Raw genomic sequence first — 24,815 nt, 5'->3', positions numbered from 1 at the left:
GGACATATCCTCTATAACAGATTCAGTCATCAAAGAAGGGGGACCTCCTGGTGTCAAAACAAATGCTTGCGCTGAATATAGACGGAACGCTGCTTCGGACAAACGGACGGCTTCATCCCGCAACGAAGGAAGCGATCGAATATGCAAAGAAGAAAGGTGTATATGTTACGCTTGTGACGAACAGACATTTCCGCTCCGCTCAAAAAATCGCCAAATCTTTAAAGCTGGATGCGAAGCTGATTACGCACAGCGGAGCGATTATAGCGGACAAAATCGCCGAACCTTTATTAGAAAAAAGGATTTCCGAAGAACAGACATTTAACCTTGTTCAAATACTGGAAAGCTATGATTGCAATATCAGAATCCTCCATGAAAAATATTCGATTGGAAATCGGAAAAAAACGAATTCAAACCTGCTGGGGAAAACGATGATTCACCCGTCTGACCCGATTTTTTATCCCGTCCAGTTTGTCGATTCGCTGAGCGACATGCTGATGGATGAACCGGTCAGCGCGCCGGTGATCGAGGTTTATTGCTCAACAGGTCAGTCCGAAGAAATCAGGCAGACGATCACAAATGCGTTTCCTCTCGTCGACATCATTGAAGCGGGAGAAAAAATGCTGATTGTCCATAAAGGAGTTTCGAAAGAAGCGGGATTGACGATGCTCGCCGCCGACCTCGGATTAAAAATGGAAGATGTCGTTGCGATCGGCCATGATATCGACGACCTTCCGATGATCGAGCTTGCCGGGCTCGGAGTCGCAATGGGCAATGCTCCTCAGGAGGTTAAGCAAAAAGCGGATTGGGTGACGCGCTCCAATGATGAACAGGGCGTCGCCTATATGATTAAAGAATACTTCAGAATGCAGCAAAGCAAAGGGTTTCTTAAAAAATTCCATATTAAAAAAATCTGATTCTTATAAGATCCCCGCTTCAACTGGAATGCGGGGATTATTCATTTATCGGTCTCCTAAAGGAATGTATGTTTCCCGGATTGATTTTGCCCATTTATTTTTGTACACTAAAGAAAGTTTTGAAACGAAAAAGGTGATGACATTGCGCATTTATATAGAAGGGCTCCAAGACGAAAGGTTCCAGAGACCGCTTGAGCATATAGCGAACTTATTCTTTGAGGAAAGCGAAGTCGCTCTTGGCGAAGAAGCGCCGGCAGACCTTGCGATCGTTCTCGGCTATGAACGGGAAGAAAACGGCGTCAAGGCTTCCGGTGCGATAAAGGATACGGACATTACAGCAGAATATGCGAAAAACATTGACCCCAAGCTGACGGAAAAGGAAGCGTTTAAGCAGGTGAAGAATACCGTTTCCTACGTTTTTTTGAGCATGCTTCAGGAGCATACCGGGATCATTCAGAAATGGGGGATTCTCACCGGTGTCCGTCCGACAAAGCTGCTTCACAAAAAGCTGGAGAGCGGCATGCCAAAGGAAGAGGCCCATGCCGAGCTGAAGCGGGATTATTTAATTCACGACGAAAAGATCGAACTGATGCAAAACATTATTGACCGTCAGCTGAAAGCTGTACCTGATTTGTATGAGCTGGGCCAAGAGGTCAGCATTTACATCGGCATCCCGTTCTGCCCCACGAAGTGCGCCTACTGCACGTTCCCGGCGTATGCGATCAGAGGACAAGCCGGACGGGTCGGCTCATTTTTGTGGGGGCTTCACTATGAAATGCAAAAAATCGGTGAATGGCTCAAGGAGAACGATGTCAGCATCACGACCGTGTATTTCGGCGGCGGAACGCCCACAAGCATTACCGCTGAAGAAATGGATCTATTGTATGAAGAAATGTACCGTTCATTTCCCGATGTGAAAAACATCCGCGAGGTCACTGTTGAGGCTGGACGGCCCGATACGATCACAGAGGAAAAGCTCGCGGTCTTAAAAAAATGGAACATCGACCGAATCAGCATTAATCCGCAGTCTTACGAGAATGAAACGCTGAAAGCGATCGGACGCCACCATACCGTCGAAGAAACGATCGAAAAGTATCATCTGTCGCGAAATGCCGGCATGTCTAACATCAATATGGATTTGATCATCGGCCTTCCGGGCGAAGGGGTAAAAGAATTCAGAAACTCTCTTTCCGAAACCGAAAAATTAATGCCTGAATCATTGACCGTCCATACGCTGTCATTTAAGCGCGCGTCTGAAATGACGAAAAACAAACATAAGTATAAGGTGGCTGGCCGCGAGGAAATTGTCGCGATGATGGATGACGCTGTCTCGTGGACGAAACAGCACGGTTACCATCCCTACTATTTGTACAGGCAGAAAAACATTCTCGGCAACCTGGAGAATATAGGCTATTCCCTTCCCGGCCAGGAGAGCATCTATAACATTATGATCATGGAGGAAAAACAGACGATTATCGGGATCGGCTGCGGAGCTGCGAGCAAATTCGTCGATCCGGGAACGGGAAAGATCACACATTTCTCTAACCCGAAAGACCCGAAAACGTACAATGACAGATTTGAACACTATACAGAAGAAAAGCTTCGCTACCTGTCCGGGCTTTTTGACAAGAATGCTAAAGGCAGTTAAAAGGTTCGGTTTAAAACGGGACAGTCCCTGGGCAAAACGAAAGGAGACTTCGCCAATATCCTGGCGAAGTCTCCTTTTCTGTCATCCTCTTTGTTTTGTTTCGGATTTTTTCCACTTAAATATTTTGTTCAGTATATGAAAAATCCGTTTTGATTCTTTTGTCAAAAGCGGCCCCAAAATTGCCAGGATCAGTACGTACAAAGCGGCAAACGGCTTTAATGTGGCCGAAAGTCCGCCGGCGATTCCGAGGTTGGCGACAATGATCGAAAACTCGCCGCGTGAGACAATCGTTAAGCCGATATTGGATGAAGCTTTATGAGAAAGTCCGGCCCTTCTGCCTGCGATCATGCCGGCGATAAAGTTCCCGGCCAAGGTGAGGATGACGGCGCCGATTGAAAGTCATACCGCATCTCCCAGTGTAAACGGGTCGATGCTCAATCCGAAGCTGAAGAAAAACATTGCACCGAAGAAATCGCGAAACGGTACAACCAAATGCTCGATCTGGCTTGCATGTTCTGTCTCGGAAAACACGAGTCCGAGAAGCAGGGCGCCGATTGCTTCGGCAACGTGAATCGTTTCCGAAAAGCCGGCGACAAAGAACAGCAGCGCAAAAATCACGATAATAAAGACTTCGTTTGAACGGATATTAAACAGCCGATTTAACAATTTTGGCAGCTTCCTGGCAACGATAAAGAACAATATCATGTAGCCAAAAGCGATCAAAATCGAAAGCAGCGCCGATCCGACTGAAGTTGAGTCACCAAGGACGAGCCCCGAGACGACGGATAAATAAACGGCGAGAAAAATATCTTCGAACATAATGATTCCGAGAATCAGTTCGGTTTCCGGATTCGCTGTCCTCTTTAGGTCGACAAGTACTTTGGCGACAATCGCACTCGAAGAAATCGTAATAACCCCGGCGATGATCAGTACTTCGAGAAACTCGAAGCCCGCGATGAACCCGAACATGAGGCCTAAACTGAAGTTGATCAGAATATAAATGCTTCCTCCGACGGCGATGGACCGTCCTGATTTAATAAGCTTTCCGATCGAAAATTCCAGTCCGAGATAAAAGAGTAAAAACAAGACGCCCATTCTGCCGAAAAAGGCGATGATCTCCGAGCTCTCGATAAACTTCAAGTTGATGATACCGATCGTCGGAGCGTGCGGGCCTACGATCATCCCGAGAACAATTAAAAAGGGAATGATCGAGAATTTAATCCGATTCGCAATTAAGGCAGCAATCGCGACAAGCAAGAGTGCAGTGCCGACTTCAAATACTAGATGATCCAAAGAGCATCACCCTTCCTTTCGGGAAAGAAAAGCCTGCTTCATTTCCTTGAGGTTTTTTCTTTCACCGGACAGGACGAGTGTATCATTTTCATCAAGAACGGAATCTGCCCCGGGATTCAAGAATTTTTCCTGATTCTTTTTAATGATCGCGATGACAGTGACGCCGTAGTTTTGCCTGACGTCGATTTCACCGAGAGTTTTGCCGACGGCATTTGCTCCTTTTTCGATTTTGAACCACTCGATGATCAGGTCGTTAAACGCCATTTCAATCGATTCAAGCGCCTGCGGCTTATAGACCATTCCGCCGAGGATGGCGGCGATCTGCCTTGCTTCGCTGTCATCAAGCGAGATGTTGGTCACGATTTCATCGGGATCTTCGTCGTCAAACCGATAGATTTCTCTTCTTCCGTCGTCATGAACGACAATCGTCATTTTTTCATGGTTTCTCATTTCTATTTCAAATTTTTTGCCGATACCCGGCAGATCACTTTCTTTAATATTCAATCATATCCCTCCAAAATAAATTTCCCCATTCGGCTGAAAAGTTATGCAGGTGAAAAAGGGAAAATCAGGAGAGGTAATTAGATTGGTATTTCACAGGAATAGCGCAAGTTTTTTTTAGAATTAATTCATTTGATTGAACCTCGAATCGAGGAATGAAATGAGTGTAGAAACGTGCGTCAAAGACAGAAATATTTGCGGCTCTTCCTGGATGATTAAGAAAGCTTTTTGTAAAAGGGGAGGGGTTCACTGCATGTGTCTCAAACTTTGAGGTGTTTAGAGACATATGGTATTCCGCTTCGGGATCAAAAACAGGGTTTTGCTCCTGATCGGCGAATGGTACTGTTAACATGCATAAACTAAGCATCAACGTCAAAAATGATTTAATTACGCCCATCCCCCTTTCCTCACATGCTTTCTATAAATAACTATATCTAAACAAAGAAAATCATTCAACTAAAAAGGCTTATTTCAGTATCAATTGATCTTGAAATGGAAAATCATTCAGCTGATTTTCACATGAAAAAAGGTATTGAAAATAAAAGGTGGAATTAATTAAGCTAATATCTTACAAAATCGTATTCACGGAGGTGCAAGATGGAATATATCAAATGGAAAGACGAAGACGGGATTTTTGAAATTGTACTGAATCGCTCTGAGGCGTACAATGCCTTGAATGAAAAAATGCTTGAAGAACTGAATGAAGCTTTGCGTGTTGCAGAGGAAAGCGAATCGCTGCTTCTCCTTGTGAGAGGCAGCGGCAAAGGATTTTCGGCAGGCGGAGACATTAAGATGATGCTGTCTTCCGGAGATCAAGACAGCTCCGCCCGCGTCATTGACACAATTTCTGAAATTGCGGTGAAGCTTTACAGCATGCCGAAGATGACGACAGCGGCTGTCCACGGTGCGGCTGCGGGTCTGGGATTGAGCCTCGCGCTCAGCTGCGACCATGTACTGGTCGAAAAAGAGGCGAAGCTGGCGATGAATTTTATCGGCATCGGGCTTGTTCCCGACGGAGGCGGACACTTCTTTTTAGAGCGGAGAATCGGTGAAACTGCGGCCAAAGAATTGATTTGGAGCGGGAAAAAATTGACGGGGGCCGAAGCGCTCGAGCTTCGGATCGCAGACGCCGTATTCAGCGGGGACTCCGGCCGTTTTGCGCGCATCTATCTTGAAAAGCTTCTGCACGCTCCGCTGGCAGCGATGATTGAAACGAAAAAGATCTATCAGGCGCTGAATGGCGGTAGGCTGCAGAAAACGCTTGAACTCGAGAAAACGGCCCAGATGAAAATGAGGCTGACAAGCGACCATCAGGAAGGGATCCGCGCATTTTTAGAAAAGCGCCAGCCGCAATTTAACCGTCAGCAAGTATAACAAGAGCGGTCCGGCAGGAAATTGACCTTGGGAAATGATGTGCAGAAGCAATTGTAAAAAAATTTAAGTTTCCATAAAATGATTCATAAGATACAGATCTGTACGAAGTCTTGGGAGGCGGCGAAATTGAAACAGAAGATTCCATCTGAATACGTTGCTAGTAAGCTGAATGATTGGTACAACGCCATTCGGAAACATCAGATCGCCGCCAGTGAATCATTGAAAGCGGAAGGAAAATCAGGACGTCCTGCTCTACTATTAGCTGCTTGAATTCAGGCATAAGCTGATGCTCAGCTATTTGAAACCGCAAAAGACTGAAAATATTGAAAAAAACCTCCGCGTCTTAGAAGAAAAAAAGGACCAAATGACAGGTTTACTAAACTATTATTGCTGGTTTTTTAAAGGGATGTATGAGTTCAAATAAAAGCGGTTTGTCAAAGCAATCGGCTGCTATAAAACGGCTGAACTAAAAGTCAGCGCATTGGAAGACGAGGTTGAAAAAGCGGAATTTTATGATAAGCTGGCGGAAATCTACTACTATATCAGCCAGAGATACTTATCGATCAACTATGCGACGCTCGCTTCCGACATTTTCAACCGGGATGAGACGCTAAAAGAAAAAAAGATTTTCTGCGATTTTATCATTGCCGGCAATTGGGTTGAATCGATGACATACGGACCCGCGCTTAAAAGCCTGGCCAACGCGCTTGAAGACGCCACGAAAATCAAAAACAGCCATTTGACGGCAGCCGCTCATTTTAATTTGGGAAATTGCTATTTCCAAGGATCGTACCGAGAAGCCTCAGATCATATGGAGAGCGCCCTTTCCATTTTTGAACAGGAAAGTTCATCATATATTCCAAAAGTGCTGTACAACTTGATGTACGTCCGTCTAAAACAGGGAAACCATGTCGGAGCGGCCGACTGTTATGAAAAAGGCATCCGAAGCGCGGCATCGCTCGGGGAACACGCGGCAAAGCTTAACATTCTGTGCGGACTGTATTTGGACAGCGGGGATCGAAAGCCGTGGAAATCGGATTTGATTATTTGGAGTCAAACCATTTATATGACGCTGTTGAAGAGCTGGCTTTAGACGCAGCCCAGTACTATAATCAAATGTAGCGGCTTTAAGATGCCATTTTTTACCATGAGAAGTGCGCTCAGGCAAGACGAAAAATCAAAAGGGGAGATGCGTTGTATGAAAGCTAAACTGTTGTTCGTCGCGGTGTCGCTGGCTGTTGTGTTAACGTCTTCAGGCTTTTTGGCAGATGCGGGAAAAGCCCCTTCCTTGTACGCGGACAAAATGATTACGACTGACAAGGAGGCTCGAGTTTAAGGACATGATTTCATCTGAGAATAAGCGGGCTGACGCAGCGAAAGAATGGACGATGTATATTACAGTTTCTTGCCTTTTCATCCTGATCGTCTCTGTGATTGGTTTTTTTGCTCCGGCCTACAGCTTGCAGGATCTGCTGTTTCGACTGTTTGATGCCGTCATCATCTGTGTGCTGGCGGTCAATGGCCTTTATTTTCTGCGGAAAAATAAAGGCGTCGCTTGCTTATCGTTTTTACTCTGTTTCATCAACATGGGTCTGCTCATTGTTATGATGATCCACTAGTGTTTGGCGGATTAAAGGGCAGGCGGCAGCGGGAGACTTTCCCTAACAGCGCCGCCTTACCCCGTATTTTAGTCAGCTGCGGAAAACAATGATTTTACCGGACGAATGTACTATCCGGTGTGTATGCTCCAAAAATTGCTTTTCCTTCAGCATTCCTCTTCCTTTCTCTTTCGCTTCTTCATCATCAGCCGCTTCAAATCGCTCATTCAAAAGCGTTTCTCCACTAGTATCGAAAACGGTTACATAATAATTTTCCATTTCTCTTCCCCTTTCTCAAAATATAATCTATTTGTTTAAAATTATATAAAAATCAAAAAAATCCTTTTTAAAATGGTATGACTAACGTATGATTGTAAATTGGAAGGAGGAGTTATTATGCTCAAAATCGATCACGTCACGAAAAGATTCGGTTCATTTACAGCTGTAAACGATCTGACGCTGGAGATTCCAGACAAGCAAATGTTCGGTCTGCTCGGCGCCAACGGAGCAGGGAAAACGACGACATTCCGAATGATATTAGGCCTTTTGAATGCGACAGAGGGTACTGTCACATGGAAAGGACAGCCGATTAACTACGGTATCACAAACAGCATCGGCTATTTGCCCGAAGAGCGCGGACTGTATCCGAAGCTGAATGTGAAAGATCAGCTCGTATACCTCGGCCGCCTGAAAGGCATGACAAAGCAAAATGCGCTCAAGGAAATTGAGAAGTGGCTCGAACGGTTCCATATTACGGAATACGCCGACAAAAAGGTTGAGGAGCTATCCAAAGGGAACCAGCAAAAAATTCAATTCATCACGGCCGTGCTGCACAAGCCGGAGCTTTTGATTCTCGACGAGCCGTTCAGCGGTCTCGATCCGGTGAATGTCGAGCTTTTAAAAGACGCGGTCATTTCTTTGAAAGACGACGGCACTTCGATTGTATTTTCAAGCCACAGAATGGAGCATGTCGAAGAGCTGTGCGAACACGTCTGTATTTTGCAGCGCGGGACGCCTGTCGTTCAAGGGAAATTAAAAGAAATCAAACGTTCTTTCGGCAGAAAGAATGTCACGATTCACGCGGACGGCGACTTGAGCTTCTTGAAAGAGGCGGACGGCATCGTCAAATGGCGTGATCATTCCGAAGGAGTCCGCCTGCAGGTCGAGAATGAAGAAGTCTCTCAAGAGCTGTTTACAATGCTGCAAGGACGCGGGTTTATCAGAAAGTTTGAACTTGAAGAGCCTTCTTTGCATGATATTTTCGTCGAAAAGGTAGGTGCCCGTTATGAATAAGTTTTGGATTGTTCTTTTTCATACATATATCAGCAAGCTGAAAACGAAGTCGTTCATCATTTCAACAGCCATCACGCTTGCGCTTGTCGTGCTCGTCACAAATTTGGGATCGATTATTTCCATGTTTGACGACGGCGGAGAGGGTGACAAGATCGCTGTCATTGATCGCTCAAATCAGCTGTACGACACGTTTGCCCAGCAGGTGAAAGCACTCGATACTGATGAAGCGCTGGAGGTCCAAAAAGCGGATAAGCCGGAAAAAGAGCTTGAAAAAGACGTCAGAGACGAAAAGCTCGAGGGCATTTTAATCCTGGAGAGAGATAAAAAAGGGGTGCTGAAAGGAACGTATAAAGCGCTCGATATCGCTGATTCCACAGCTGTCTCCACGATTGAACAGGCGCTCTCGCAAGCAAAGATCGCCGTTGGAACGGCTGAATTGAACGTACCTCAGGAAAAGCTGAGTGAACTGTTTACACCGGTAAAAGTCAACAGTGTTGCCTTGAAAGAAGGCGCGAAAACCGAGGAAGAGCTTCAAAAGGCGACAGGGCTTGTGTATGTTGTGCTGTTTGTCATCTATTTTTCCGTTTTGATGTACGCTTCAATGATTGCGACAGAAGTAGCGACGGAGAAGTCTTCCCGCGTAATGGAAATTTTAATTTCCAGCGTGCCGCCTGTCCAGCAAATGTTCGCCAAACTGTTCGGCGTCGCCCTGTTGGGCCTGACACAGCTTGCCGCGCTCCTTCTTGCCGGCTATCTGTCGCTTCAGTCCAGCCAGGAAAGCGGAGGGGATGCGGCTGAGCTGGTTAAAGGATTTTTTGATGTTTCCGGCGTACCTACTGCAACGCTTGTGTACGCGGTCATTTTCTTGATGCTCGGCTACTTCTTATACGCAACTCTTGCGGCATTTCTCGGAAGCGTCGTCAGCCGGATTGAAGATGTTCAGCAGATGATTTCGCCGATGATCCTGTTGGTCGTTGCCGGATTCATGATTGCCATGTTCGGACTGAATGCTCCGGATTCGACGTTTATTACCGTCACTTCATTCATTCCGTTTTTTGCGCCGATGATCATGTTCCTCAGAGTCGGCGTGCTTGATATTCCGTTTTGGGAAGCGGCTCTCGGCATCGGCATCACCGCTCTCACGATTGTGATTCTCGCCGTCATCGGGGCGAGGGTGTATAAAGGCGGCGTGCTCATGTACACAAGCGGCGGCGGATTGAAAAATATTAAACAGGCGCTTCGTCTGTCAAAAGATCGATAATGAAAAAGAAAAGCAGCTTGAAAGATAAGCTGCTTTTTTCATGCAAATAGTAGAACGTGCATTCGCTTTCAACCCGTGGTAGAATGGGAGCAGAATGTTTTATGAAAAGGAGCAGAAGATTGACAAACATCACTTTCATTCATGCGGCAGATCTGCATCTGGACAGTCCGTTTCACGGCATCAGCCGGCTTCCCGAGGAGATTTACCGGCGGATCAAAAACAGCACATTTAAAAGCGCTGAAAATGTGTTTAAGCTTGCCATTGATGAACAGGCCGACTTCATTTTGCTTGCCGGGGACCTGTTCGACGAAGCAAACCGCAGTTTAAAAGCACAGATGTTTTTGAGAAAACAATTTTTAAAGCTTAAAGAGAACAATATCCAAGTCTATGTGATTTTTGGCAATCACGATCATCTGGGCGGCGATTGGACGCCGATTGAATGGCCGGACAACGTCCACATCTTTTCAGCGGAAGACATTGAAGAAAAATCGTTTTACAAAGACGGCCGGCTCGCCGCAAGCATCTACGGCTACAGCTATCCCGAGCGCTCAGTTTATGCCAATAAGGCCGCTGAAATCAAAAAAACGACCGACGCGCCCTTGCATATCGGCATGATTCATGGAACGCTTTCCGGGGAGAGCGGCCATGACCCGTACTGTCCTTTCTCCCTTCAAGATTTAAAAAACGGACAGATGGATTATTGGGCGCTTGGACATATACATAAAAGACAGGTCATTTCAGCCGCCGATCCGGCGGTGATTTATCCGGGAAACACGCAATCCCGCCATATGAAGGAAACGGGGGAGAAAGGCTGCTATCTCGTCAATGTTTGCGGCGGAGAACTGTCCTTCGAATTTAAAGCCGTATCGGATGTCCTGTGGGAAACGGCCAGCATCGATATCTCCGGGACAAAGCAGATGACAGAGCTGATCAGCCTCATGCACGATGCCTTTCAATCTTTCAGAAAAAGAGGCAAGCCCGCATGCGTCAAGATGGTATGGACAGGAGAAACACCCTCTTATTTGGCGGAAGGACAGGCCGGCATCGCGGACGAGATCCTTGACATCTTCCATGAAGAAGAACGGGAGGAAGACGCGTTCATCTGGCTTACCGCGATCGAAGATCAAACCGATGCCGCCTTGTCGGGAATCGAACGGGACGCTTTTTTCCAGGAGCTTTTGCAAGAAATCCATGAGTTTCAAGATTTCAGCCTGATTCTTGACGATTTGGAGCGGCATCCGGTCTTTAGAAGACACGGAGAGCTGTTTAATGAGGAAGACTTCCGGGACATTCGCACGCAGGCTGAAAAACTGCTGCTTCATGAACTGAAGACATTGAAAAGATAAGGGGGGATGCAGGGTGAATATACATGCGATACATATATACGGATACGGTAAATTCGCCAATCAGACATTCCGCCTGTCTCCTTCAAATCTGCATTTGATCTACGGACTCAATGAAGCCGGGAAAACGACGCTCATGTCGTTTATTGAAAGCGTGCTGTTCGGTTTTCCGAAGACGAAACGGTACGAGCCGAAAACGGGCGTCATTTACGGGGGGATGCTTGAGGTCGGACACCCTGATTTCGGGCGGATCCGAATCGAACGGACGGCCGGAAAGCCCGAGCGGGTCACCGTTTACTTGGAAGACGGTAGCACGAAGCCGGAAGGTTTTTTAAATGAGCTGCTGTCAGGCGTCGACAGGCAGCTGTATAAAGCGATCTACTCATTTGACGTGTTCGGCCTTCAGGAAATCCATAAATTCAACCGCGACAAAATCGGCCGTTTTCTGCTGTTTTCAAGTCTGTTCGGCTCTGATGCGATTTCCAAGCTGGATGCCGGCCTCGTGAAAAAGCAGGAAGAGCTGTTTAAACCGAACGGAAGGAAGCCGGAGCTGAACCAGGAGCTTGATCGGTTAAAAAGGCTTTCTGAAGATTTGAAAAAGGCGAAAGCGCGGGAAGGCGGCTATTACCGTCTCTTAAACGAAAAAAAAGGCGCTGAGGCGTCGATAAAGGAAAGCGGACAACTGCTCAAAGATCTTGAGCATCTCGTCTTACAAATCGAGCAGGCCATTGAGATTCTGCCGGCGGCCGCGGAAATGCGCCAGCTAAAAGAGCAGCTCGCATCCCTCGGCGGCTCAGAAGAAAGCCGTTTCCCCGAAGGCGGACTTTTCGAGCTCGAAAAGCTCGAATCCCACCTGCATCCAAAAGCGGCTCAGCTGAAGGCGCTGGAAGAAAAAAAGCGCGGTTTGGAACAGCGCGCCGCCGCTTTTGCACCGGCTGAAGACTTCCTCGAGCACGAAGCCGAAGCGGAAGAGCTTTTAACGGCGTATCCGTTTTACCAGTCGTATACCGAAAAAATCGCGTCTTTGACTGAACAGCTTCACCAGATAAACGGACGGGTTCAAGCGGGGCTTGACCGCCTGCAAATCGAGGAATGCGATATCCTCAATGCGGACACCGCGTATGAATACGAGTGGAAACTGCAGGAAACCGTTCAGGCATACATAGAGCTGCGCGAACTGAAGCGGTCGCTCGACGAGCGGTTTGAGCAGGCGAGGGCTGATCTGGAGGAAGCGGAACAGGCCCATGCCGCTCTCAGCAATGAAGTGATGCCCGATGATGTCCGAAAACAAAAGGAAGAAACCCTTGGCCGCCTTGCGTCCGCCGGCGGTCATGCCGGAAGGCGGGAAGAGCTGATCCTTCAGCTGTCCTATCTGAAGCAAGAACAAAAAGTTCGGATGAAAAGAAGAAGGACCGCTTTTGCGGGAGCGCTTTGCGCTGCTTTTGCGGCAGCTTTTGCGGCGCTCTTTTTCAAGGAGTGGTTCCCGGGCGCTTTGCTCGCGCCGATTTTGCTGATATTTGCCGCTTTTATTTTAAAAAAGCCTGAGCCTTCCGCGGCGGCGGCTTTTATTCAAAAACAGCTGGATGATATTGACCACAGCGGTTCAAAAGGCGGAGTAAGCGACAGCGCTTTAAGGGAGGAGCTGTGGAAGGACGACCAAACCCGGCAGCTCCTTATCGCCAAACAAGCTGAGCTCAGACAGAAAGAAGCGGAATATGAAAGAGCGATTCAAAAATTCGAAGAGTGGGAAAAGGATATCCGTCCGTATCAGGAGAAGACCGAGCGCTATTTAAAAGAGCTGAATCTTTCAATTGACCCGTCATTTTTAGCTGATGCGTACGCTTTGATTAAGGAACTCAGAGAGGAAATTTTGAAAAAGCGGGATATCGAGAAGGAACTGAGCCGCCTTCATGCTAAAAAAGCATCCTTTGAAGCGGGATTGAGAAAGCTTGTCACATCCCTCAGCCTTGCGGGCGGAAGCGTCCAAGAGCAGGTGTTTCAGCTGAAAAGCGAGCTTGAGTCCCAAAAAGAGAAACTTCGTCAAAAACAGGAAGCAGACGTGTCTTTAAAGCATGCGGCCGAACAAATCAAAGAGCTGGCGAAAGAGGTGGAATACTTCCAATCTCAAATTGCCGAACTCTTTCAAAAAGCAGGGGCGGACGGCCGTGAGATGTTCGTCGGACTGGCGAAGCGCGATCAAGCCAGAAAAGAACTAACGGCTAGGCTCGGGCAGCTCAAAAGAGAGCTCGGCAGACAGGACGAGAAGGCCGTTATGCTCGCCTCAGGCCACTCTCTGGCAGAACTGAAAGGAAAGCTGGCCGAGACTCAGGAAAAAAGAGCGCGCATAGAAAAGCAGCTGACAGAAGAAAGGCAGACGGCGGCTAATTTCCATGCAGAGCTCGCCAGACTTGAGGAATCAGGAGCGGTATCGGAGCTTGCCTATCAGACCGGGATGCAAAAAGAGCGGGTCGCCGAATTGGCCAAAAAGTGGGCAGCCGTCAAGCTGATCCGGCAGGCGGTCCAAAACAAGATAGATGAACATAAGAAGGTTCGGCTTCCGAAGCTGTTACAGACGGCTGAAACATTACTGAACCCATTGACTGCCGGACAATACGAAAAAATTTATTTTTCTGAAACAGATGATTCCATGATGGTCATGCGGAAAGACGGAGCTCTTTTTTGCGCACACGAACTGTCTCAGGCGACTTGTGAACAGCTCTATTTAGCGATCCGATTCGCTCTGGCCCTCTCCCATCAAAAGAATGTCAAATTGCCGTTCCAGCTGGATGACAGCTTTGTCCACTTCGACCAAGAGAGGTTTAAACAAGTGCTGAACATTTTAAAAAAGCTTTCAGGCGAAGATCAGCAAATCTTGTATTTTACGTGTCATGAACATGTAAGAGAAGCTTTCCGCGATGAAGATGTGATTCTGCTGCCTTCCGGAATGAAAAAGGTGGAAGGAAAGGAGATGACTAACAAATAAAAGTGTGTGCTATAATGATTTTATGTAGGAAAACGGAGGGAGCTTTATCATGGCAAAAGGTATCATGCTGCACGAAGTTGGCGAGCAGGTGGATTTGTACTTGCTCATTAAATCGTCAACGAAAGGAATCGCAAGCAACGGGAAACCGTTTTTAACGCTGATGCTGCAGGATCAGTCCGGAGATATAGAAGCAAAGCTGTGGGACGCCAAGCAGCAGGACGAAGTGACCTACGGCCCGCAGACGATCGTGAAAGTGGTCGGCGACATTCATCATTACCGCGGGCGGAACCAGCTGAAGCTGAGAAACATCAGACCTGCAGGCGAGAACGAAAACGTCAAAATCGATGACTTTCTTGAAACTGCACCGATTCCCAAAAACGAAATGATGGATGCGGTCACTCAATATATTTTTGAAATGAAAAACCCGAATATACAGCGAATCACAAGGCATCTTGTCAAAAAATACGGCAAGGAATTCATTGATTATCCGGCTGCGACGAAAAATCACCACGAGTTCGTGTCAGGTCTCGCGTACCATGTTGTTTCCATGCTGAACCTGGCCAAATCGGTCGCAGACCTGTATCCGTCGCTCGATCGCGACCTTTTATACGCAGGCGTCATTCTGCATGACCTTGGAAAAGTAAAAGAACTATCCGGCCCGGTGTCCACGACATATACTGTCGAAGGGAACCTGCTGGGGCACATATCGATTATGGTGACAGAAATTGCAAAAGCCGCCGAAGAGCTTCAAATTGATTCAGAAGAAGTGCTGATTCTTCAGCATTTGATTTTAAGCCATCACGGCAAACCCGAATGGGGCAGTCCGAAGCCGCCGATGGTCAAGGAAGCGGAAATTCTTCACTATATCGACAACCTTGACGCGAAGATCAATATGATGGACAGAGCGCTCGAACGGGTTAAGCCGGGAGAATATACCGAACGGGTCTTCGCATTGGATAACCGTTCCTTTTATAAGCCCGTTTTTCACAAATAAGCGTCATAACTTGTCTCCCTTTTGCATAATGTCTGGTATACAGTTTATTCAAAAAAGGGGGAAAAGCCGTGCTGCTGTTTCCGTGGTGGGTGTACCTTTGCATCGTCGGCATTATTTTCAGCGCCTATAAGCTGATGACGACGGCAAAGGAAGAGGAAAAGATTGACCAGGCTTTTATCGAAAAAGAAGGCCGCATTTATATCGAACGGATGGAAAAAGAAAAAGCAAAGCGCATGAAGCGTACACTGGATGAAGATCAAGAACAGCATGAAAAATCGGCTGACAGCCATTCCATCGCATAAAAAAAGCTGTCCGACCCCAACGAGGGGAGGACAGCTTTTTTGGCGTCAGCTACTGCTGCTTGCCTGAGCTTGACGCTGGTCGACTTGTTTTTTCAACTCTTTGTCTTTTACTTTTAAATCAGCATCTTTGACAAGTTTGTCAATGACGGATTGCAGTTCAGTTTGATCATTTTGCTTTTGTTCTTGGACTTCTTTTTTAAGCTCTTTTTTCATGTCTTCATATTTGCCGCGTTCTTCGTCTTTTTTAATGATGTGATAGCCGAATTGGGATTTCACAGGTCCGCTGATTTCGCCGGTTTTCAAAGCAAATGCCGCTTTGACGAAATCCTTGTCCATGTTATCGTCTTTGCCGACCCAGCCGAGGTCGCCGCCTTTTTCGGCTGTACCGTCAGTTGAATACTCTTTTGCAAGGTCTTCGAATTTTTCGCCTTTTTTCAGCTTTTTCTCAACTTCTTCAGCCGTTTTCTTTTCTTTCACAAGAATGTGGCTTAAGTGGATTTTGCCTTTCAGGCCGTCATAATATTCTTTTACGTCATCATCGGTTACTTTTATGTTATCCTTTGCGGCTTTTTGCATCAGAAGTTCGTATTTGATCTGTTCTTTGACGAAGTCTTCGCCTTTTTGGTCAATGAGCTGGTTGAGCTGGTCACCCATTGATTTTTTGTACTCGTTCAGCTTTTTGTCGATTTCTTTGTCGGAGACATCGTATTTATCATCGAGTACTTTTTGCTGAACAAGCATGTTCAGTGCGTCCGCTCCGGCATTGTCTTTTAATGTTTGATAAAGGTCTTCTTTTGTAATATTTCCAGCTTTTGTTTCCGCAACAACCTCAGAATCTCCCCCGCTGCATGCGCTGAGAGCCAGCACGCTTGTCGCTGTAATCGCCGCAATTGCAATCTTCTTCATAAATGCAAACACTCCTAATCATAACAGTTTAAACTTTCCTTTGAATTGTATCATATCATATTCTGACATGCTGTAAAAAGATTTTCAACAGAGGGGCATCCGTCTAGTCAAATTTTCTTTCCGCTCATACAAATATATTGATCAAGAAAAGGAGGTCAATAACATGAGCGGAGGATACTCAAGCGGTTTTGCTTTATTGGTCGTGTTGTTCATTTTATTAATCATCGTTGGTGCAGCTTATCTGTACTAAAACCTTAGAAAATGAGAAAAGAACCGTCATTTTTTCAGGCGGTTCTTTTCTTTTGGACGATAGCCTAATCGTTTCATGACATTCGTGCATACACTAATGTAACGACTGGGGCAGAGGAGGTGTCAATATGGGCGACGGTTATGCAGGAGGTTTCGCTGGCGGCTTTGCGCTGCTTGTGGTGCTGTTCATCTTATTAATTATTATTGGTGCTTCTTGGATATGCTAATAAACAAAAGGATAGCTGCCGGATCAATACGATCGGCAGCTATCCTTTTTCTTTACACCGTAAAGGAAATCTCAATGAATGATGAGATCAATAAAATTAAGATCAGCACATTAATCATTCTAAATACCTTATCCTGCCGCTCTTCAGGAATCTCTCTGACAAGGCATAAAGAGTTTGTAAGCTTGTTTATGTTGAAGACAGTAAAAACCGCAAACAAGATGAAATAAAAAAGGATGATAGGAGATCCCCCTCTCTGTTTCTGCTCCATACTACATTACCAAATATTTATTAAAAAAGATAGAAAATAGACTGAAAAAAAGGAATTTCCAACTGCCTAGCAGCTGGATTATTTTTGTATTAAAATATCAAAATCGTCGGCTTCCTGATCGACAAAGCAGTTTTTAGGCGCTTTGATCAGTTTCCAGGCAAACAGAAAATCAGGCAGACAATAGCCGAAATGAATGCTTGAGATGATGCAGAAATAGTGAGCAAAGCTCGGCATCGCCGCCCCCGCGTAAAACAAAACAGGCGTGATGACCAAAAAAGGGCAGAGAAGAGAGACAAGCATCATGTTTTTCGGAATTTCTCTCCATGTTCTCATTTTCAACCAATAAATCTTTTTTTCTAACTTTTTCTTGCTGATCATCGGCAAGATATGAAGAATTTTATGGGCGATTATAGCTGCAACCAAAAGTCCTGCAAACAAAAGGGCATGATCGCCTCTCTGAACAGTTTGCGGATGAATAAGCTGCATCGCTAAATATTCGGGAATAAAAAATAAAATCATTAAACTGACGGCAGTGAGCACGATGCGCATGCCTCCATAATCTTTAACGAGATTGATGGTTTTCCAGCAACTCATAAATGACATCCTTCCGTTTCAACAAACTGTTATATGAAATCCTCAGAATAATTTACTCCTCTGGATGAGAAAAATCAATCCCTTTTTCGAAAAAAATTTCGTCATTTTCCAAAGAATTTAGAAGGGTGTAAAAGGATCAGAAATCTCCAGTGTTGAACTTTCATCAGAAGGGAATATCGGCTAAAATAAGAGAAAGGGAGAGAAGAGACAAATATGAACTCAATGGAGCAACGCCTCGAGCGGCTGGAATATTACATCAAACTGTTATTGAACAATGCGGATATGGAAGAGTATCCGTACTATAAAATATTGATCGAAAAGGGCTTATCAGAGGAAGAAGCAAAGGAAACGGAAAAGCTGTGCGAAGAGCTCTCAAAGGAGCTTGAAGCACAAAAAGCGCAAGGATTTGTGATGTTCGATCATCTCCTCACGCTTTTTGCCGGACAGTTAAATGAAAAACTTGAAGTGCACGAAACGATTTTCGCCCTTCACAGACAAGGTCTTTACAAACCGCTGATGAGCGAATTCATCAGCATTATCAGGCAGTACGATCTGGCTTAGTTTTTAAGAGGCTCAAGCGGTTTGTCCACCTCTATCGATTCCCCGGCTTCTTTTGCTTCTTGTTTTTTCTTCATTTTGCCCTCTTCGCTCGTAAATTCATTTTCGATGTTTGAAAACGATTTTTCGAAAATTTCCATGAAATCATCGCCGTAAATATGGCGGATGATCGACATCATCTCGACGATTTCTGGAAACTTCCCGTACAGCTGATGAAGGGGCTGAGCGCCTTTTAAGACGGCGTTCCGGGTCGGATCGTAAGACTCGAGGATTTTAAGGAAAACTTCTTCACCTTTCGGAGTCAGCTGAATGTAAGTGTTGCGTTTGTCATTCAATTTTTTGGAAAACTCCAGGTAACCTCTTTCCTCAAGCTTTTTTGAAAAATTAAACGCTGTGGATACGTGCATGACCCCGAACTTGGCGATTTCTGAAATGGATGCTCCGTTCAGCTGGTAGGCGATCCACAAAATATGGTGCTCGTTAATGTTCAGATCATAAGGTTTAATCCACTGCTGCCAATCCTTTTCTATCGACTTCCAAAGCGCCTTGCTAAGCTGTGCCATTCTTTGACTGAATAAAAGGGCTTCTTTCACCGTATAGGGCTCTTCCGCTCGATTCATTCACTTCACCTGCTTCTCTTTATCTTATAATTTCTATTATGCCAATAAAATAAAGATTAATAAAGATGTAAATTTACGAATTTTTTAAAAAATCCAGTTTTACGGTGTGAAATCAGGATTTTACCTAAAAAAGGAGCGTGAAAATTTTCCATTCACACCCCTTTTTTAAGGTTTATTTTTTTCGCTGAGTATATTAGTTTTGTAAGGTTTTCTCCAGCTGTTTTATCTTTTCTTCGATCTCAGCGATTTCCTTTTTTAAGTCCTGCTGATGAGGTTTGATTTCCTCGCGCCATTCCTGGATGGACGTTTGCAGTTCGCTGCCGACGTCTTTAATGATTTCCGCGCCTTCTATGGCGGTTTTGACGAATTGCTCTTTTAATGCGATTCCGTCGTTTTTCAGCCTTTTGACGGTGTCTTCCCATTTACCGCAGTTGGCTTTAAGCTGTCCTCTCAAGTTTTTTCCTGAAGTCGGCGCGGTCAGCAATGCTGCAACACCGCCGATAACACCGCCTACAATCAGTCCAGCTGCTAAAGATCGGCCTTTTGACATGTAAATCACCCCGGTTATATTTTTAAAGATCAGGCTTGGCAGGCGCCGGCCTTCTCATGATTAGATATTGGCGTCCGAGCCGGGCAAACCGTTCCTCTTCTTAGAAACTTCTGCATAGCTTGCTTTATTTTAGCATACTTTTTTAAAAAGGAGGGAGAGGGTTGTCTGTCATAATCATTGTTTTGACAATTATAAGCGCTGTGTTTACCGCCGGCTCCTTTTATTATTTAAGGCTTCTCGGATATTCTGCATCTTATCCGCCGAAACGCATTCTTAAACAAAAAGCGCTTTTTTGCACGGGAAGCGCAGGGTTGGCGCTCCTGCTCCTTTTTTTTATTCAGCTTCTTATATAAAATATCGGGCGGATTCCCCTTTTTTTGACCATCAAAACGAAAAAAACCTCTTCCAAAAAAGATATTCCTTTTCTAGAAGAGGTTCTTGTTTTATTTGACTTGTTCAATCAGCCTTGAACGCTTCATGATCGACTGCACGATCGGAAAGATGACCGCCATGGCGATCGTGTTGATCACGGCAGCTGGTAAAACGACAACAGAGAACAGGGTGATGAATCCCTGATTTCCAGGCAGGCCGACAATGAACAGTGCAGCCGTGAGGAAAATCGTTCCGGAAAGAACGGTTCCTGCAGCAGTTAATCCGGCGGCAGCAAGCGTTTTGCTGTTCAGCTTTTTCACAAGCAGAAATACGCCGAAGAACATCAAGGCTGTTAGCGGTTTGTCGATGATGTTGGGCAGCTGTCCCCCGGGAAAAGCCGTCGTCAACGCGGAAATGACGCCTGTCACGGCTCCGATGACGAGAACATTTTGCAGTCTAGGGAACAAAAGGATTCCCATAAACATCATGATCAGCATCATATCCGGCTTCATTCCGTAGAAAAAAGGCGGAATCACAGCGTGCAGCGCCGCTCCAATGGCGACAAACAGGGCCATAGCCACTAATTCTTTTGTTTTCATGTCTATTCTCTCCTCATCTAGGCTCTTTTTACGCTTTCCAATAATATGCTCGTCATTTATTGCGAAAGCTTTCTAGTAGTATATCAAACTTTCGAAGGAATGGGGAAGCCTTTTTCGCCATCTTCCATCATCAGGATAAACATCAGTTTTCTTCGCGGAATTTCTTCATAAAGGCAGCCAGCTTTTCGCAGTCTTCAACTGATACGGCATTGTAAATCGAAGCGCGGCAGCCACCGACCGAACGGTGTCCGCCAAGCCCTGACATTTTTTCTTCCTTTGCCTTTGCGATGAATGATGCTGTCAGCTCATCATTTTTGAGCGTAAAGGTGACGTTCATGTTTGAGCGGCTGTCTTCTCTCGCATGGCCGCGGTAGAATCCGCCGCTTTCGTCGATCGCATTGTATAAAATTCCGGCCTTTTCGCGGTTGCGTTTCTCAATGGCATCGAGGCCTCCTTTTTCCTTGAGCCACTCCAGCACGAGAGACAGCATATAAATCGCAAATGTCGGAGGGGTATTGTAGAGCGAATCCGCTTTGGCATGTGTTGAGTACTTCAGAATTTTGGCAACTTGCTCATTTTCCTTGCCGAGCCAGTCTTTTTTCATGATGACAACGGTCACCCCTGACGGTCCGAGGTTTTTCTGAGCGCCGGCATAGATGATGTCAAATTGGGAAACATCGATTTTTCTGCTTAAAATATCGCTGGACATGTCCGCGACAACCGGAATCGGAGCGTCGGGGAACTTTTGCCACTGCGTTCCAAAGATCGTATTGTTGGAAGTCAGGTGAAGGTAGGCCCCGTCTGCCGGAATCTCCGGTACTTCAGGAATATAGCTGTACGTATCTTCTTTGCTGGACGCGATGATCGATGTGTTTCCGAAGAGCTTTGCTTCGGCCAGCGCTTTTTCAGACCAAGCGCCTGTCATAATGAAGTGGGCCGTTTTGTCTTTGGAGAGAAAGTTCATCGGAATCATTGAAAACTGAAGGCTTGCTCCGCCTTGCAGAAACATGACTTCATAATCATCAGGTATGTCCATCAGTTCTTTTAACAGAGCTTTCGCTTTTTGATGAACGGCGTCATACTCTTTGCTGCGATGGGACAGCTCCATCACGGACATCCCCGCACCATTGAAATCAAGAAATTCGTCTTTTGCCTTCTGAAGCACTTCTAAAGGCAGTGCTGCTGGTCCTGCGTTAAAGTTCGTTGTACGTATCATCACAATCGCTCCCTGTTCGTGTATAAAAATATAAAACAATCCTATCATAAAAGGTTCCGGTTATACATAAAAAATTTGAATTGTGTGAAATATAGAGCAATGGCTATTTAGCCGTGCCGGGCGATCTGATAAATGTGGAGTTTTTTTGAACGAAAAAAGGGCGCCGGCAGCTGCCGACGCCCTTGGACAACGTCTCGATTACAGGTGTTTGTTGATGGAAGCTGCAATGTTCTGCAAGTCTTCCGGTGAATAGTCATCCGCATGGGTTTTCCAGACGGCTCCGAATCCGTCTCCTTTGCCGTAGCGGGGAATAATGTGCATGTGATAATGGAAGACGGACTGTCCCGCTTTTTCGCCATTGTTATTCAGAAGGTTCAAGCCGATCGGCTCGTATTCGTCTTTGATGGCTTGCGCGATTTTCGGAACCGCTTCAAAAAACTCTCGTGAAACTTCAGGTGTCATTTCGTAAATATTGGTTTTATGAACTTTTGGAATCACAAGCGTGTGTCCTTTTGTGACTTGGCTGATGTCGAGAAAAGCCAGCACATGTTCATTTTCAAATACCTTTGCACAAGGGATTTCCCCGTTTATGATTTTGCAGAAAATACAGTCGCTCATACTTTTCCTCCTTTTTCCATTAGGGAAAGGTTATGTATAAGCAACATATTACCACAATTTGCGCAGAAACACGAAAAACAGGATGAACGGCTCCAACGTTCACCCTGCCTGAAGAAGGTTACGCTTTAATGAAGAAACGTTAACTGCCTTTTGCAAGCACCCCATTTTTCGTCAAAATGAAGACTTGTAACGCCTATACATTTCCTGCGACAAACACCTCATTTGATCGTCACACCTTTTTTATATGACGAAGACGTCAAATAAAGCAGGTGCTTTCTCAATTCAGTGGATGAAAGAAATTTCTAAGCTTGACATGTTTCATACTCAGGACTCTTGCCGGATTTTGTCTTTGACAAACACCTCATTCGCCAGAGTTGATAAGCTTTCCCTTCTTCAAGAATTAGAATGTCCTAAGGCGCTTTCGATTATTCGTTTTATTTTTACGGCCGAAAAGCGGGAGGGAAAACGTTTCAAATACATTCTTGTTTTTGGTACTATTAAGAAAAATGCAGGAAAGGAAGGAACGAACGTATGTCACTACTGACTGTTAAAGAGTTAACTGGAGGGTATACAAGAAACCCGGTGCTGCGCGATGTTTCATTTGCGATTGAACGGGAGCAGATCGTCGGGCTGATCGGTTTGAACGGAGCGGGGAAAAGCACGACGATCCGGCATATCATCGGCTTAATGGAACCGCACAAAGGATCTGTTGAATTGAACGGCAAAACGTTCATGGACGATCCGGAAAGCTACCGTTCCCAATTTACGTTTATTCCGGAAACGCCGATTTTATATGAAGAGCTGACATTGAAGGAGCATTTGGAGCTGACTGCGATGGCGTACGGGCTTTCGAAGGAAACGTTCGAGAAAAGGCTGCCGCCGCTTTTGAAGGAATTCAGAATGGAGAAGCGTCTGAAATGGTTCCCGGCCCATTTTTCAAAAGGAATGAAGCAGAAGGTTATGATCATGTGCGCTTTCCTTGTCGAACCTGACCTGTACATTATAGACGAACCGTTTCTCGGTCTTGATCCGCTGGCGATCAATGCCCTTCTCGAGCGGATGAATGAAGCGAAGAAAAACGGCTCGGCCGTTTTGATGTCGACGCATATTTTGGCAACGGCAGAGCGATATTGCGACTCCTTCATCATTCTCCATAACGGCGAAGTGCGGGCGAAAGGAACGCTTGAAGAGCTCAGAGAACAGTTTTCGATGGAAGAAGCGAGCCTCGATGACCTGTATCTTGAACTGACGAAGGAAGAGAGCTATGAATAGCATTCTGGGGATTTGGAAGACAAGAATTGAGGAGTATGTCAAAGAAACAAGATCATATTTGAAATACATGCTGAATGACCACCTTGTCATCGTCATGATTTTTTTCCTCGCTGGAGCTGCGAGCTGGTACAGCAAATGGCTGAAAGAGATGCCCGAAGGTTTTCCAGCCTATTGGGTGATGGCCGTCATCTTTTCGCTCATTTTGACAGGCTCGTACGTCCGCACGCTGATTAAAGAAGCTGACCTTGTCTTTTTGCTGCCGCTTGAAGCAAAGATGGGGCCGTATTTTCAGCAGGCTTTCCGGTTTAGTTTTTTGACGCAGCTGTTTCCTCTGGCCGCCGCGGCCCTCGCTTTGGCGCCGCTGTATTTTGAAGCAAGCGGCAAGGGGTTTTCCGCGTACCTCGTCTTGCTGATTCAACTGCTCGTCTTAAAAGGATGGAACACGGCTATGCAATGGCGGATGACGTTTTTCGGCGAAAAAAACATGAGGGTTACCGACCGGTTTGTCAGACTGCTTCTCAACACGATCGGGATCTATTTCGCTTTAGAGTCTTCATACGCATTTGCCGCAGCTGTCTACCTGATCATGGCCGCACTGTATGTGTATTTTAAGGTGATCGATAAGAAAAAATCGTTTAAATGGGAACTGCATATTGAAGACGAAATCAGAAGAAAGCAGCGGTTCTACAGAATTGCGAACTTATTCACGGACGTTCCCCACCTTAGAAAACAGGCGAAAAGAAGAGCATATCTCGATTGGATGCTCCGGTTTATTCCGTATGAACAGAGCCGGACATTTACATATATGTACGGAAGGGCATTTATCAGATCAAACGACTATTTCGGCATCGTCGTCAGGCTGACCGTGATTTTTGGCATCATCATCGCTTATTTTTCGGCATATGAGTGGGTATCGGCCGCGCTCATCGTCTTCACCGTATTCATTACAGGAATTCAGCTGACGCCGCTGTTTGATCATTTTTCACACCTGCCACTGCAGGAGCTTTATCCCGTCAAAGCAGAAGAAAAACGGAAGAGCTTTTTCGGCCTGCTTCACATCGTTCTGAGCGTCCAGGCGCTTGTTTTGTCTGCCGCTGCCGGAGCCATGATGCAGTGGACCGGGATGCTCGCCGGACTGGCCGGATCCGCGCTGCTTATATTTGTGATTTTGAAGCCTTATTTCAGCAGCAGATTGAAGAAAAGTGCCAAGAGATAGATGAATCCTTTTCTTTTTCCGCAAGTATGATGAAAGAAGAGGTGAG

Annotated in this window: 30 protein-coding genes and 1 pseudogene; 19 read left to right on the top strand and 12 right to left on the bottom strand. The window is 45.8% G+C overall.

Annotated elements, in window-relative coordinates:
* Positions 1-50: 50 nt before the first annotated feature.
* Complete coding sequence (locus tag ACVC9U_RS13775) at positions 51-914, top strand: Cof-type HAD-IIB family hydrolase (protein ID WP_011197705.1); 864 nt, start codon at positions 51-53, stop codon at positions 912-914.
* A 142-nt stretch (positions 915-1,056) separates the two neighbouring features.
* Positions 1,057-2,562 carry a coproporphyrinogen III oxidase gene (locus tag ACVC9U_RS13770; RefSeq protein WP_048350513.1) on the top strand — a complete coding sequence of 502 codons (1,506 nt, stop codon included), beginning with the start codon at positions 1,057-1,059 and terminating at the stop codon, positions 2,560-2,562.
* A gap of 81 nt (positions 2,563-2,643) precedes the next feature.
* On the opposite strand, the pseudogene ACVC9U_RS13765 reads toward ACVC9U_RS13770, so the two are convergent.
* From ACVC9U_RS13765 to ACVC9U_RS13755, 3 genes and pseudogenes are all read right to left on the bottom strand, one after another.
* Positions 2,644-3,855, bottom strand: a pseudogene (locus ACVC9U_RS13765) (cation:proton antiporter).
* A 6-nt stretch (positions 3,856-3,861) separates the two neighbouring features.
* Positions 3,862-4,359, bottom strand: a complete 498-nt coding sequence (locus tag ACVC9U_RS13760; RefSeq protein ID WP_003180220.1) for a cation:proton antiporter regulatory subunit — start codon at positions 4,357-4,359, stop codon at positions 3,862-3,864.
* 64 nt (positions 4,360-4,423) lie between these two features.
* The gene (locus ACVC9U_RS13755) at positions 4,424-4,753 is read right to left on the bottom strand and encodes a hypothetical protein (protein ID WP_016886161.1); all 330 of its coding nucleotides are present in this window, start codon (positions 4,751-4,753) and stop codon (positions 4,424-4,426) included.
* Positions 4,754-4,953: 200 nt separating this feature from the next.
* Between ACVC9U_RS13755 and ACVC9U_RS13750 the strand changes: the two genes are divergently transcribed.
* The 5 genes from ACVC9U_RS13750 to ACVC9U_RS13730 all read left to right on the top strand — a co-directional run bounded on the left by ACVC9U_RS13750 (position 4,954) and on the right by ACVC9U_RS13730 (position 7,349).
* Positions 4,954-5,730, top strand: coding sequence for an enoyl-CoA hydratase (locus tag ACVC9U_RS13750; protein WP_016886160.1), 777 nt, complete (start codon positions 4,954-4,956; stop codon positions 5,728-5,730).
* 126 nt (positions 5,731-5,856) lie between these two features.
* The gene (locus ACVC9U_RS13745) at positions 5,857-6,000 is read left to right on the top strand and encodes a response regulator aspartate phosphatase (RefSeq protein WP_225315851.1); all 144 of its coding nucleotides are present in this window, start codon (positions 5,857-5,859) and stop codon (positions 5,998-6,000) included.
* Positions 6,001-6,211: 211 nt separating this feature from the next.
* On the top strand, positions 6,212-6,823 hold the full coding sequence (locus ACVC9U_RS13740) for a tetratricopeptide repeat protein (RefSeq protein WP_241494247.1): 612 nt from the start codon (positions 6,212-6,214) through the stop codon (positions 6,821-6,823).
* A 105-nt stretch (positions 6,824-6,928) separates the two neighbouring features.
* Positions 6,929-7,066 carry a hypothetical protein gene (locus ACVC9U_RS13735; protein ID WP_167564567.1) on the top strand — a complete coding sequence of 46 codons (138 nt, stop codon included), beginning with the start codon at positions 6,929-6,931 and terminating at the stop codon, positions 7,064-7,066.
* A 4-nt stretch (positions 7,067-7,070) separates the two neighbouring features.
* Positions 7,071-7,349: a hypothetical protein gene (locus ACVC9U_RS13730; RefSeq protein ID WP_048350502.1), complete on the top strand. Its 279-nt coding sequence runs from the start codon at positions 7,071-7,073 to the stop codon at positions 7,347-7,349.
* Between the two features lie 72 nt (positions 7,350-7,421).
* Here the strand turns inward: ACVC9U_RS13730 and ACVC9U_RS13725 are convergent, their stop codons facing one another.
* Positions 7,422-7,607, bottom strand: a complete 186-nt coding sequence (locus tag ACVC9U_RS13725; RefSeq protein WP_048350503.1) for a YhzD family protein — start codon at positions 7,605-7,607, stop codon at positions 7,422-7,424.
* A gap of 117 nt (positions 7,608-7,724) precedes the next feature.
* On the opposite strand from ACVC9U_RS13725, the gene ACVC9U_RS13720 reads away from it, so the two are divergent.
* The 6 genes from ACVC9U_RS13720 to ACVC9U_RS13695 all read left to right on the top strand — a co-directional run bounded on the left by ACVC9U_RS13720 (position 7,725) and on the right by ACVC9U_RS13695 (position 15,504).
* On the top strand, positions 7,725-8,621 hold the full coding sequence (locus tag ACVC9U_RS13720; RefSeq protein WP_048350504.1) for an ABC transporter ATP-binding protein: 897 nt from the start codon (positions 7,725-7,727) through the stop codon (positions 8,619-8,621).
* The gene (locus ACVC9U_RS13715; protein WP_048350505.1) at positions 8,614-9,882 is read left to right on the top strand and encodes an ABC transporter permease; all 1,269 of its coding nucleotides are present in this window, start codon (positions 8,614-8,616) and stop codon (positions 9,880-9,882) included. The genes ACVC9U_RS13720 and ACVC9U_RS13715 overlap by 8 nt, the downstream gene beginning before the upstream one ends.
* Before the next feature lie 119 nt (positions 9,883-10,001).
* On the top strand, positions 10,002-11,228 hold the full coding sequence (locus ACVC9U_RS13710) for a metallophosphoesterase family protein (RefSeq protein ID WP_173636675.1): 1,227 nt from the start codon (positions 10,002-10,004) through the stop codon (positions 11,226-11,228).
* A 13-nt stretch (positions 11,229-11,241) separates the two neighbouring features.
* Positions 11,242-14,208: an ATP-binding protein gene (locus ACVC9U_RS13705; protein ID WP_048350507.1), complete on the top strand. Its 2,967-nt coding sequence runs from the start codon at positions 11,242-11,244 to the stop codon at positions 14,206-14,208.
* Between the two features lie 49 nt (positions 14,209-14,257).
* On the top strand, positions 14,258-15,202 hold the full coding sequence (gene yhaM / locus ACVC9U_RS13700) for a 3'-5' exoribonuclease YhaM (RefSeq protein ID WP_003180239.1): 945 nt from the start codon (positions 14,258-14,260) through the stop codon (positions 15,200-15,202).
* A gap of 68 nt (positions 15,203-15,270) precedes the next feature.
* Entirely contained in the window at positions 15,271-15,504 is a 234-nt protein-coding gene (locus ACVC9U_RS13695) for a sporulation YhaL family protein (RefSeq protein WP_003180242.1), read from the top strand.
* Positions 15,505-15,549: 45 nt separating this feature from the next.
* Here ACVC9U_RS13695 and ACVC9U_RS13690 read toward each other — a convergent pair whose 3' ends face one another.
* Entirely contained in the window at positions 15,550-16,410 is an 861-nt protein-coding gene (locus ACVC9U_RS13690) for a peptidylprolyl isomerase (protein WP_441391168.1), read from the bottom strand.
* Positions 16,411-16,573: 163 nt separating this feature from the next.
* On the opposite strand from ACVC9U_RS13690, the gene ACVC9U_RS13685 reads away from it, so the two are divergent.
* Both ACVC9U_RS13685 and ACVC9U_RS13680 read left to right on the top strand, forming a co-directional pair.
* The gene (locus tag ACVC9U_RS13685) at positions 16,574-16,660 is read left to right on the top strand and encodes a YjcZ family sporulation protein (RefSeq protein WP_003180245.1); all 87 of its coding nucleotides are present in this window, start codon (positions 16,574-16,576) and stop codon (positions 16,658-16,660) included.
* Between the two features lie 127 nt (positions 16,661-16,787).
* Positions 16,788-16,886 carry a YjcZ family sporulation protein gene (locus ACVC9U_RS13680; RefSeq protein WP_003180247.1) on the top strand — a complete coding sequence of 33 codons (99 nt, stop codon included), beginning with the start codon at positions 16,788-16,790 and terminating at the stop codon, positions 16,884-16,886.
* Positions 16,887-16,938: 52 nt separating this feature from the next.
* Here the strand turns inward: ACVC9U_RS13680 and ACVC9U_RS13675 are convergent, their stop codons facing one another.
* Both ACVC9U_RS13675 and ACVC9U_RS13670 read right to left on the bottom strand, forming a co-directional pair.
* The gene (locus ACVC9U_RS13675; protein WP_003180249.1) at positions 16,939-17,154 is read right to left on the bottom strand and encodes a hypothetical protein; all 216 of its coding nucleotides are present in this window, start codon (positions 17,152-17,154) and stop codon (positions 16,939-16,941) included.
* Between the two features lie 78 nt (positions 17,155-17,232).
* On the bottom strand, positions 17,233-17,748 hold the full coding sequence (locus ACVC9U_RS13670) for a DUF3267 domain-containing protein (RefSeq protein WP_003180250.1): 516 nt from the start codon (positions 17,746-17,748) through the stop codon (positions 17,233-17,235).
* A gap of 213 nt (positions 17,749-17,961) precedes the next feature.
* Here ACVC9U_RS13670 and ACVC9U_RS13665 point away from each other — a divergent pair, with 213 nt between their 5' ends.
* On the top strand, positions 17,962-18,309 hold the full coding sequence (locus ACVC9U_RS13665) for a YhaI family protein (protein ID WP_003180252.1): 348 nt from the start codon (positions 17,962-17,964) through the stop codon (positions 18,307-18,309).
* Here ACVC9U_RS13665 and ACVC9U_RS13660 read toward each other — a convergent pair.
* Together ACVC9U_RS13660 and ACVC9U_RS13655 are read right to left on the bottom strand one after the other, a co-directional pair.
* Positions 18,306-18,926, bottom strand: coding sequence for an HTH-type transcriptional regulator Hpr (locus ACVC9U_RS13660; RefSeq protein WP_003180254.1), 621 nt, complete (start codon positions 18,924-18,926; stop codon positions 18,306-18,308). The two genes, ACVC9U_RS13665 and ACVC9U_RS13660, sit on opposite strands and share 4 nt — an antisense overlap.
* A 193-nt stretch (positions 18,927-19,119) precedes the next feature.
* Positions 19,120-19,476: a YtxH domain-containing protein gene (locus ACVC9U_RS13655; RefSeq protein ID WP_003180256.1), complete on the bottom strand. Its 357-nt coding sequence runs from the start codon at positions 19,474-19,476 to the stop codon at positions 19,120-19,122.
* A 161-nt stretch (positions 19,477-19,637) separates the two neighbouring features.
* On the opposite strand from ACVC9U_RS13655, the gene yhzF reads away from it, so the two are divergent.
* Positions 19,638-19,829, top strand: a complete 192-nt coding sequence (yhzF, locus tag ACVC9U_RS13650) for a membrane protein YhzF (RefSeq protein ID WP_003180258.1) — start codon at positions 19,638-19,640, stop codon at positions 19,827-19,829.
* A 90-nt stretch (positions 19,830-19,919) separates the two neighbouring features.
* Here the strand turns inward: yhzF and ACVC9U_RS13645 are convergent, their stop codons facing one another.
* The 3 genes from ACVC9U_RS13645 to ACVC9U_RS13635 all read right to left on the bottom strand — a co-directional run bounded on the left by ACVC9U_RS13645 (position 19,920) and on the right by ACVC9U_RS13635 (position 22,281).
* Positions 19,920-20,447 carry a tryptophan transporter gene (locus ACVC9U_RS13645; RefSeq protein ID WP_003180260.1) on the bottom strand — a complete coding sequence of 176 codons (528 nt, stop codon included), beginning with the start codon at positions 20,445-20,447 and terminating at the stop codon, positions 19,920-19,922.
* Positions 20,448-20,589: 142 nt separating this feature from the next.
* The gene (gene serC / locus ACVC9U_RS13640; RefSeq protein ID WP_003180262.1) at positions 20,590-21,663 is read right to left on the bottom strand and encodes a 3-phosphoserine/phosphohydroxythreonine transaminase; all 1,074 of its coding nucleotides are present in this window, start codon (positions 21,661-21,663) and stop codon (positions 20,590-20,592) included.
* Between the two features lie 198 nt (positions 21,664-21,861).
* Positions 21,862-22,281, bottom strand: a complete 420-nt coding sequence (locus tag ACVC9U_RS13635) for an HIT family protein (RefSeq protein ID WP_009328949.1) — start codon at positions 22,279-22,281, stop codon at positions 21,862-21,864.
* 531 nt (positions 22,282-22,812) lie between these two features.
* Between ACVC9U_RS13635 and ACVC9U_RS13630 the strand changes: the two genes are divergently transcribed.
* Together ACVC9U_RS13630 and ACVC9U_RS13625 are read left to right on the top strand one after the other, a co-directional pair.
* Positions 22,813-23,553, top strand: coding sequence for an ABC transporter ATP-binding protein (locus ACVC9U_RS13630; RefSeq protein WP_009328947.1), 741 nt, complete (start codon positions 22,813-22,815; stop codon positions 23,551-23,553).
* Positions 23,546-24,769 carry an ABC transporter permease gene (locus ACVC9U_RS13625; protein WP_011197713.1) on the top strand — a complete coding sequence of 408 codons (1,224 nt, stop codon included), beginning with the start codon at positions 23,546-23,548 and terminating at the stop codon, positions 24,767-24,769. Before ACVC9U_RS13630 ends, ACVC9U_RS13625 begins: the two co-directional genes overlap by 8 nt.
* The last annotated feature ends 46 nt before the right edge of the window (positions 24,770-24,815 follow it).

This window comes from Bacillus sp. GM2, from assembly GCF_056155945.1.
This window is presented reverse-complemented; position numbering and strand designations above follow the sequence as displayed.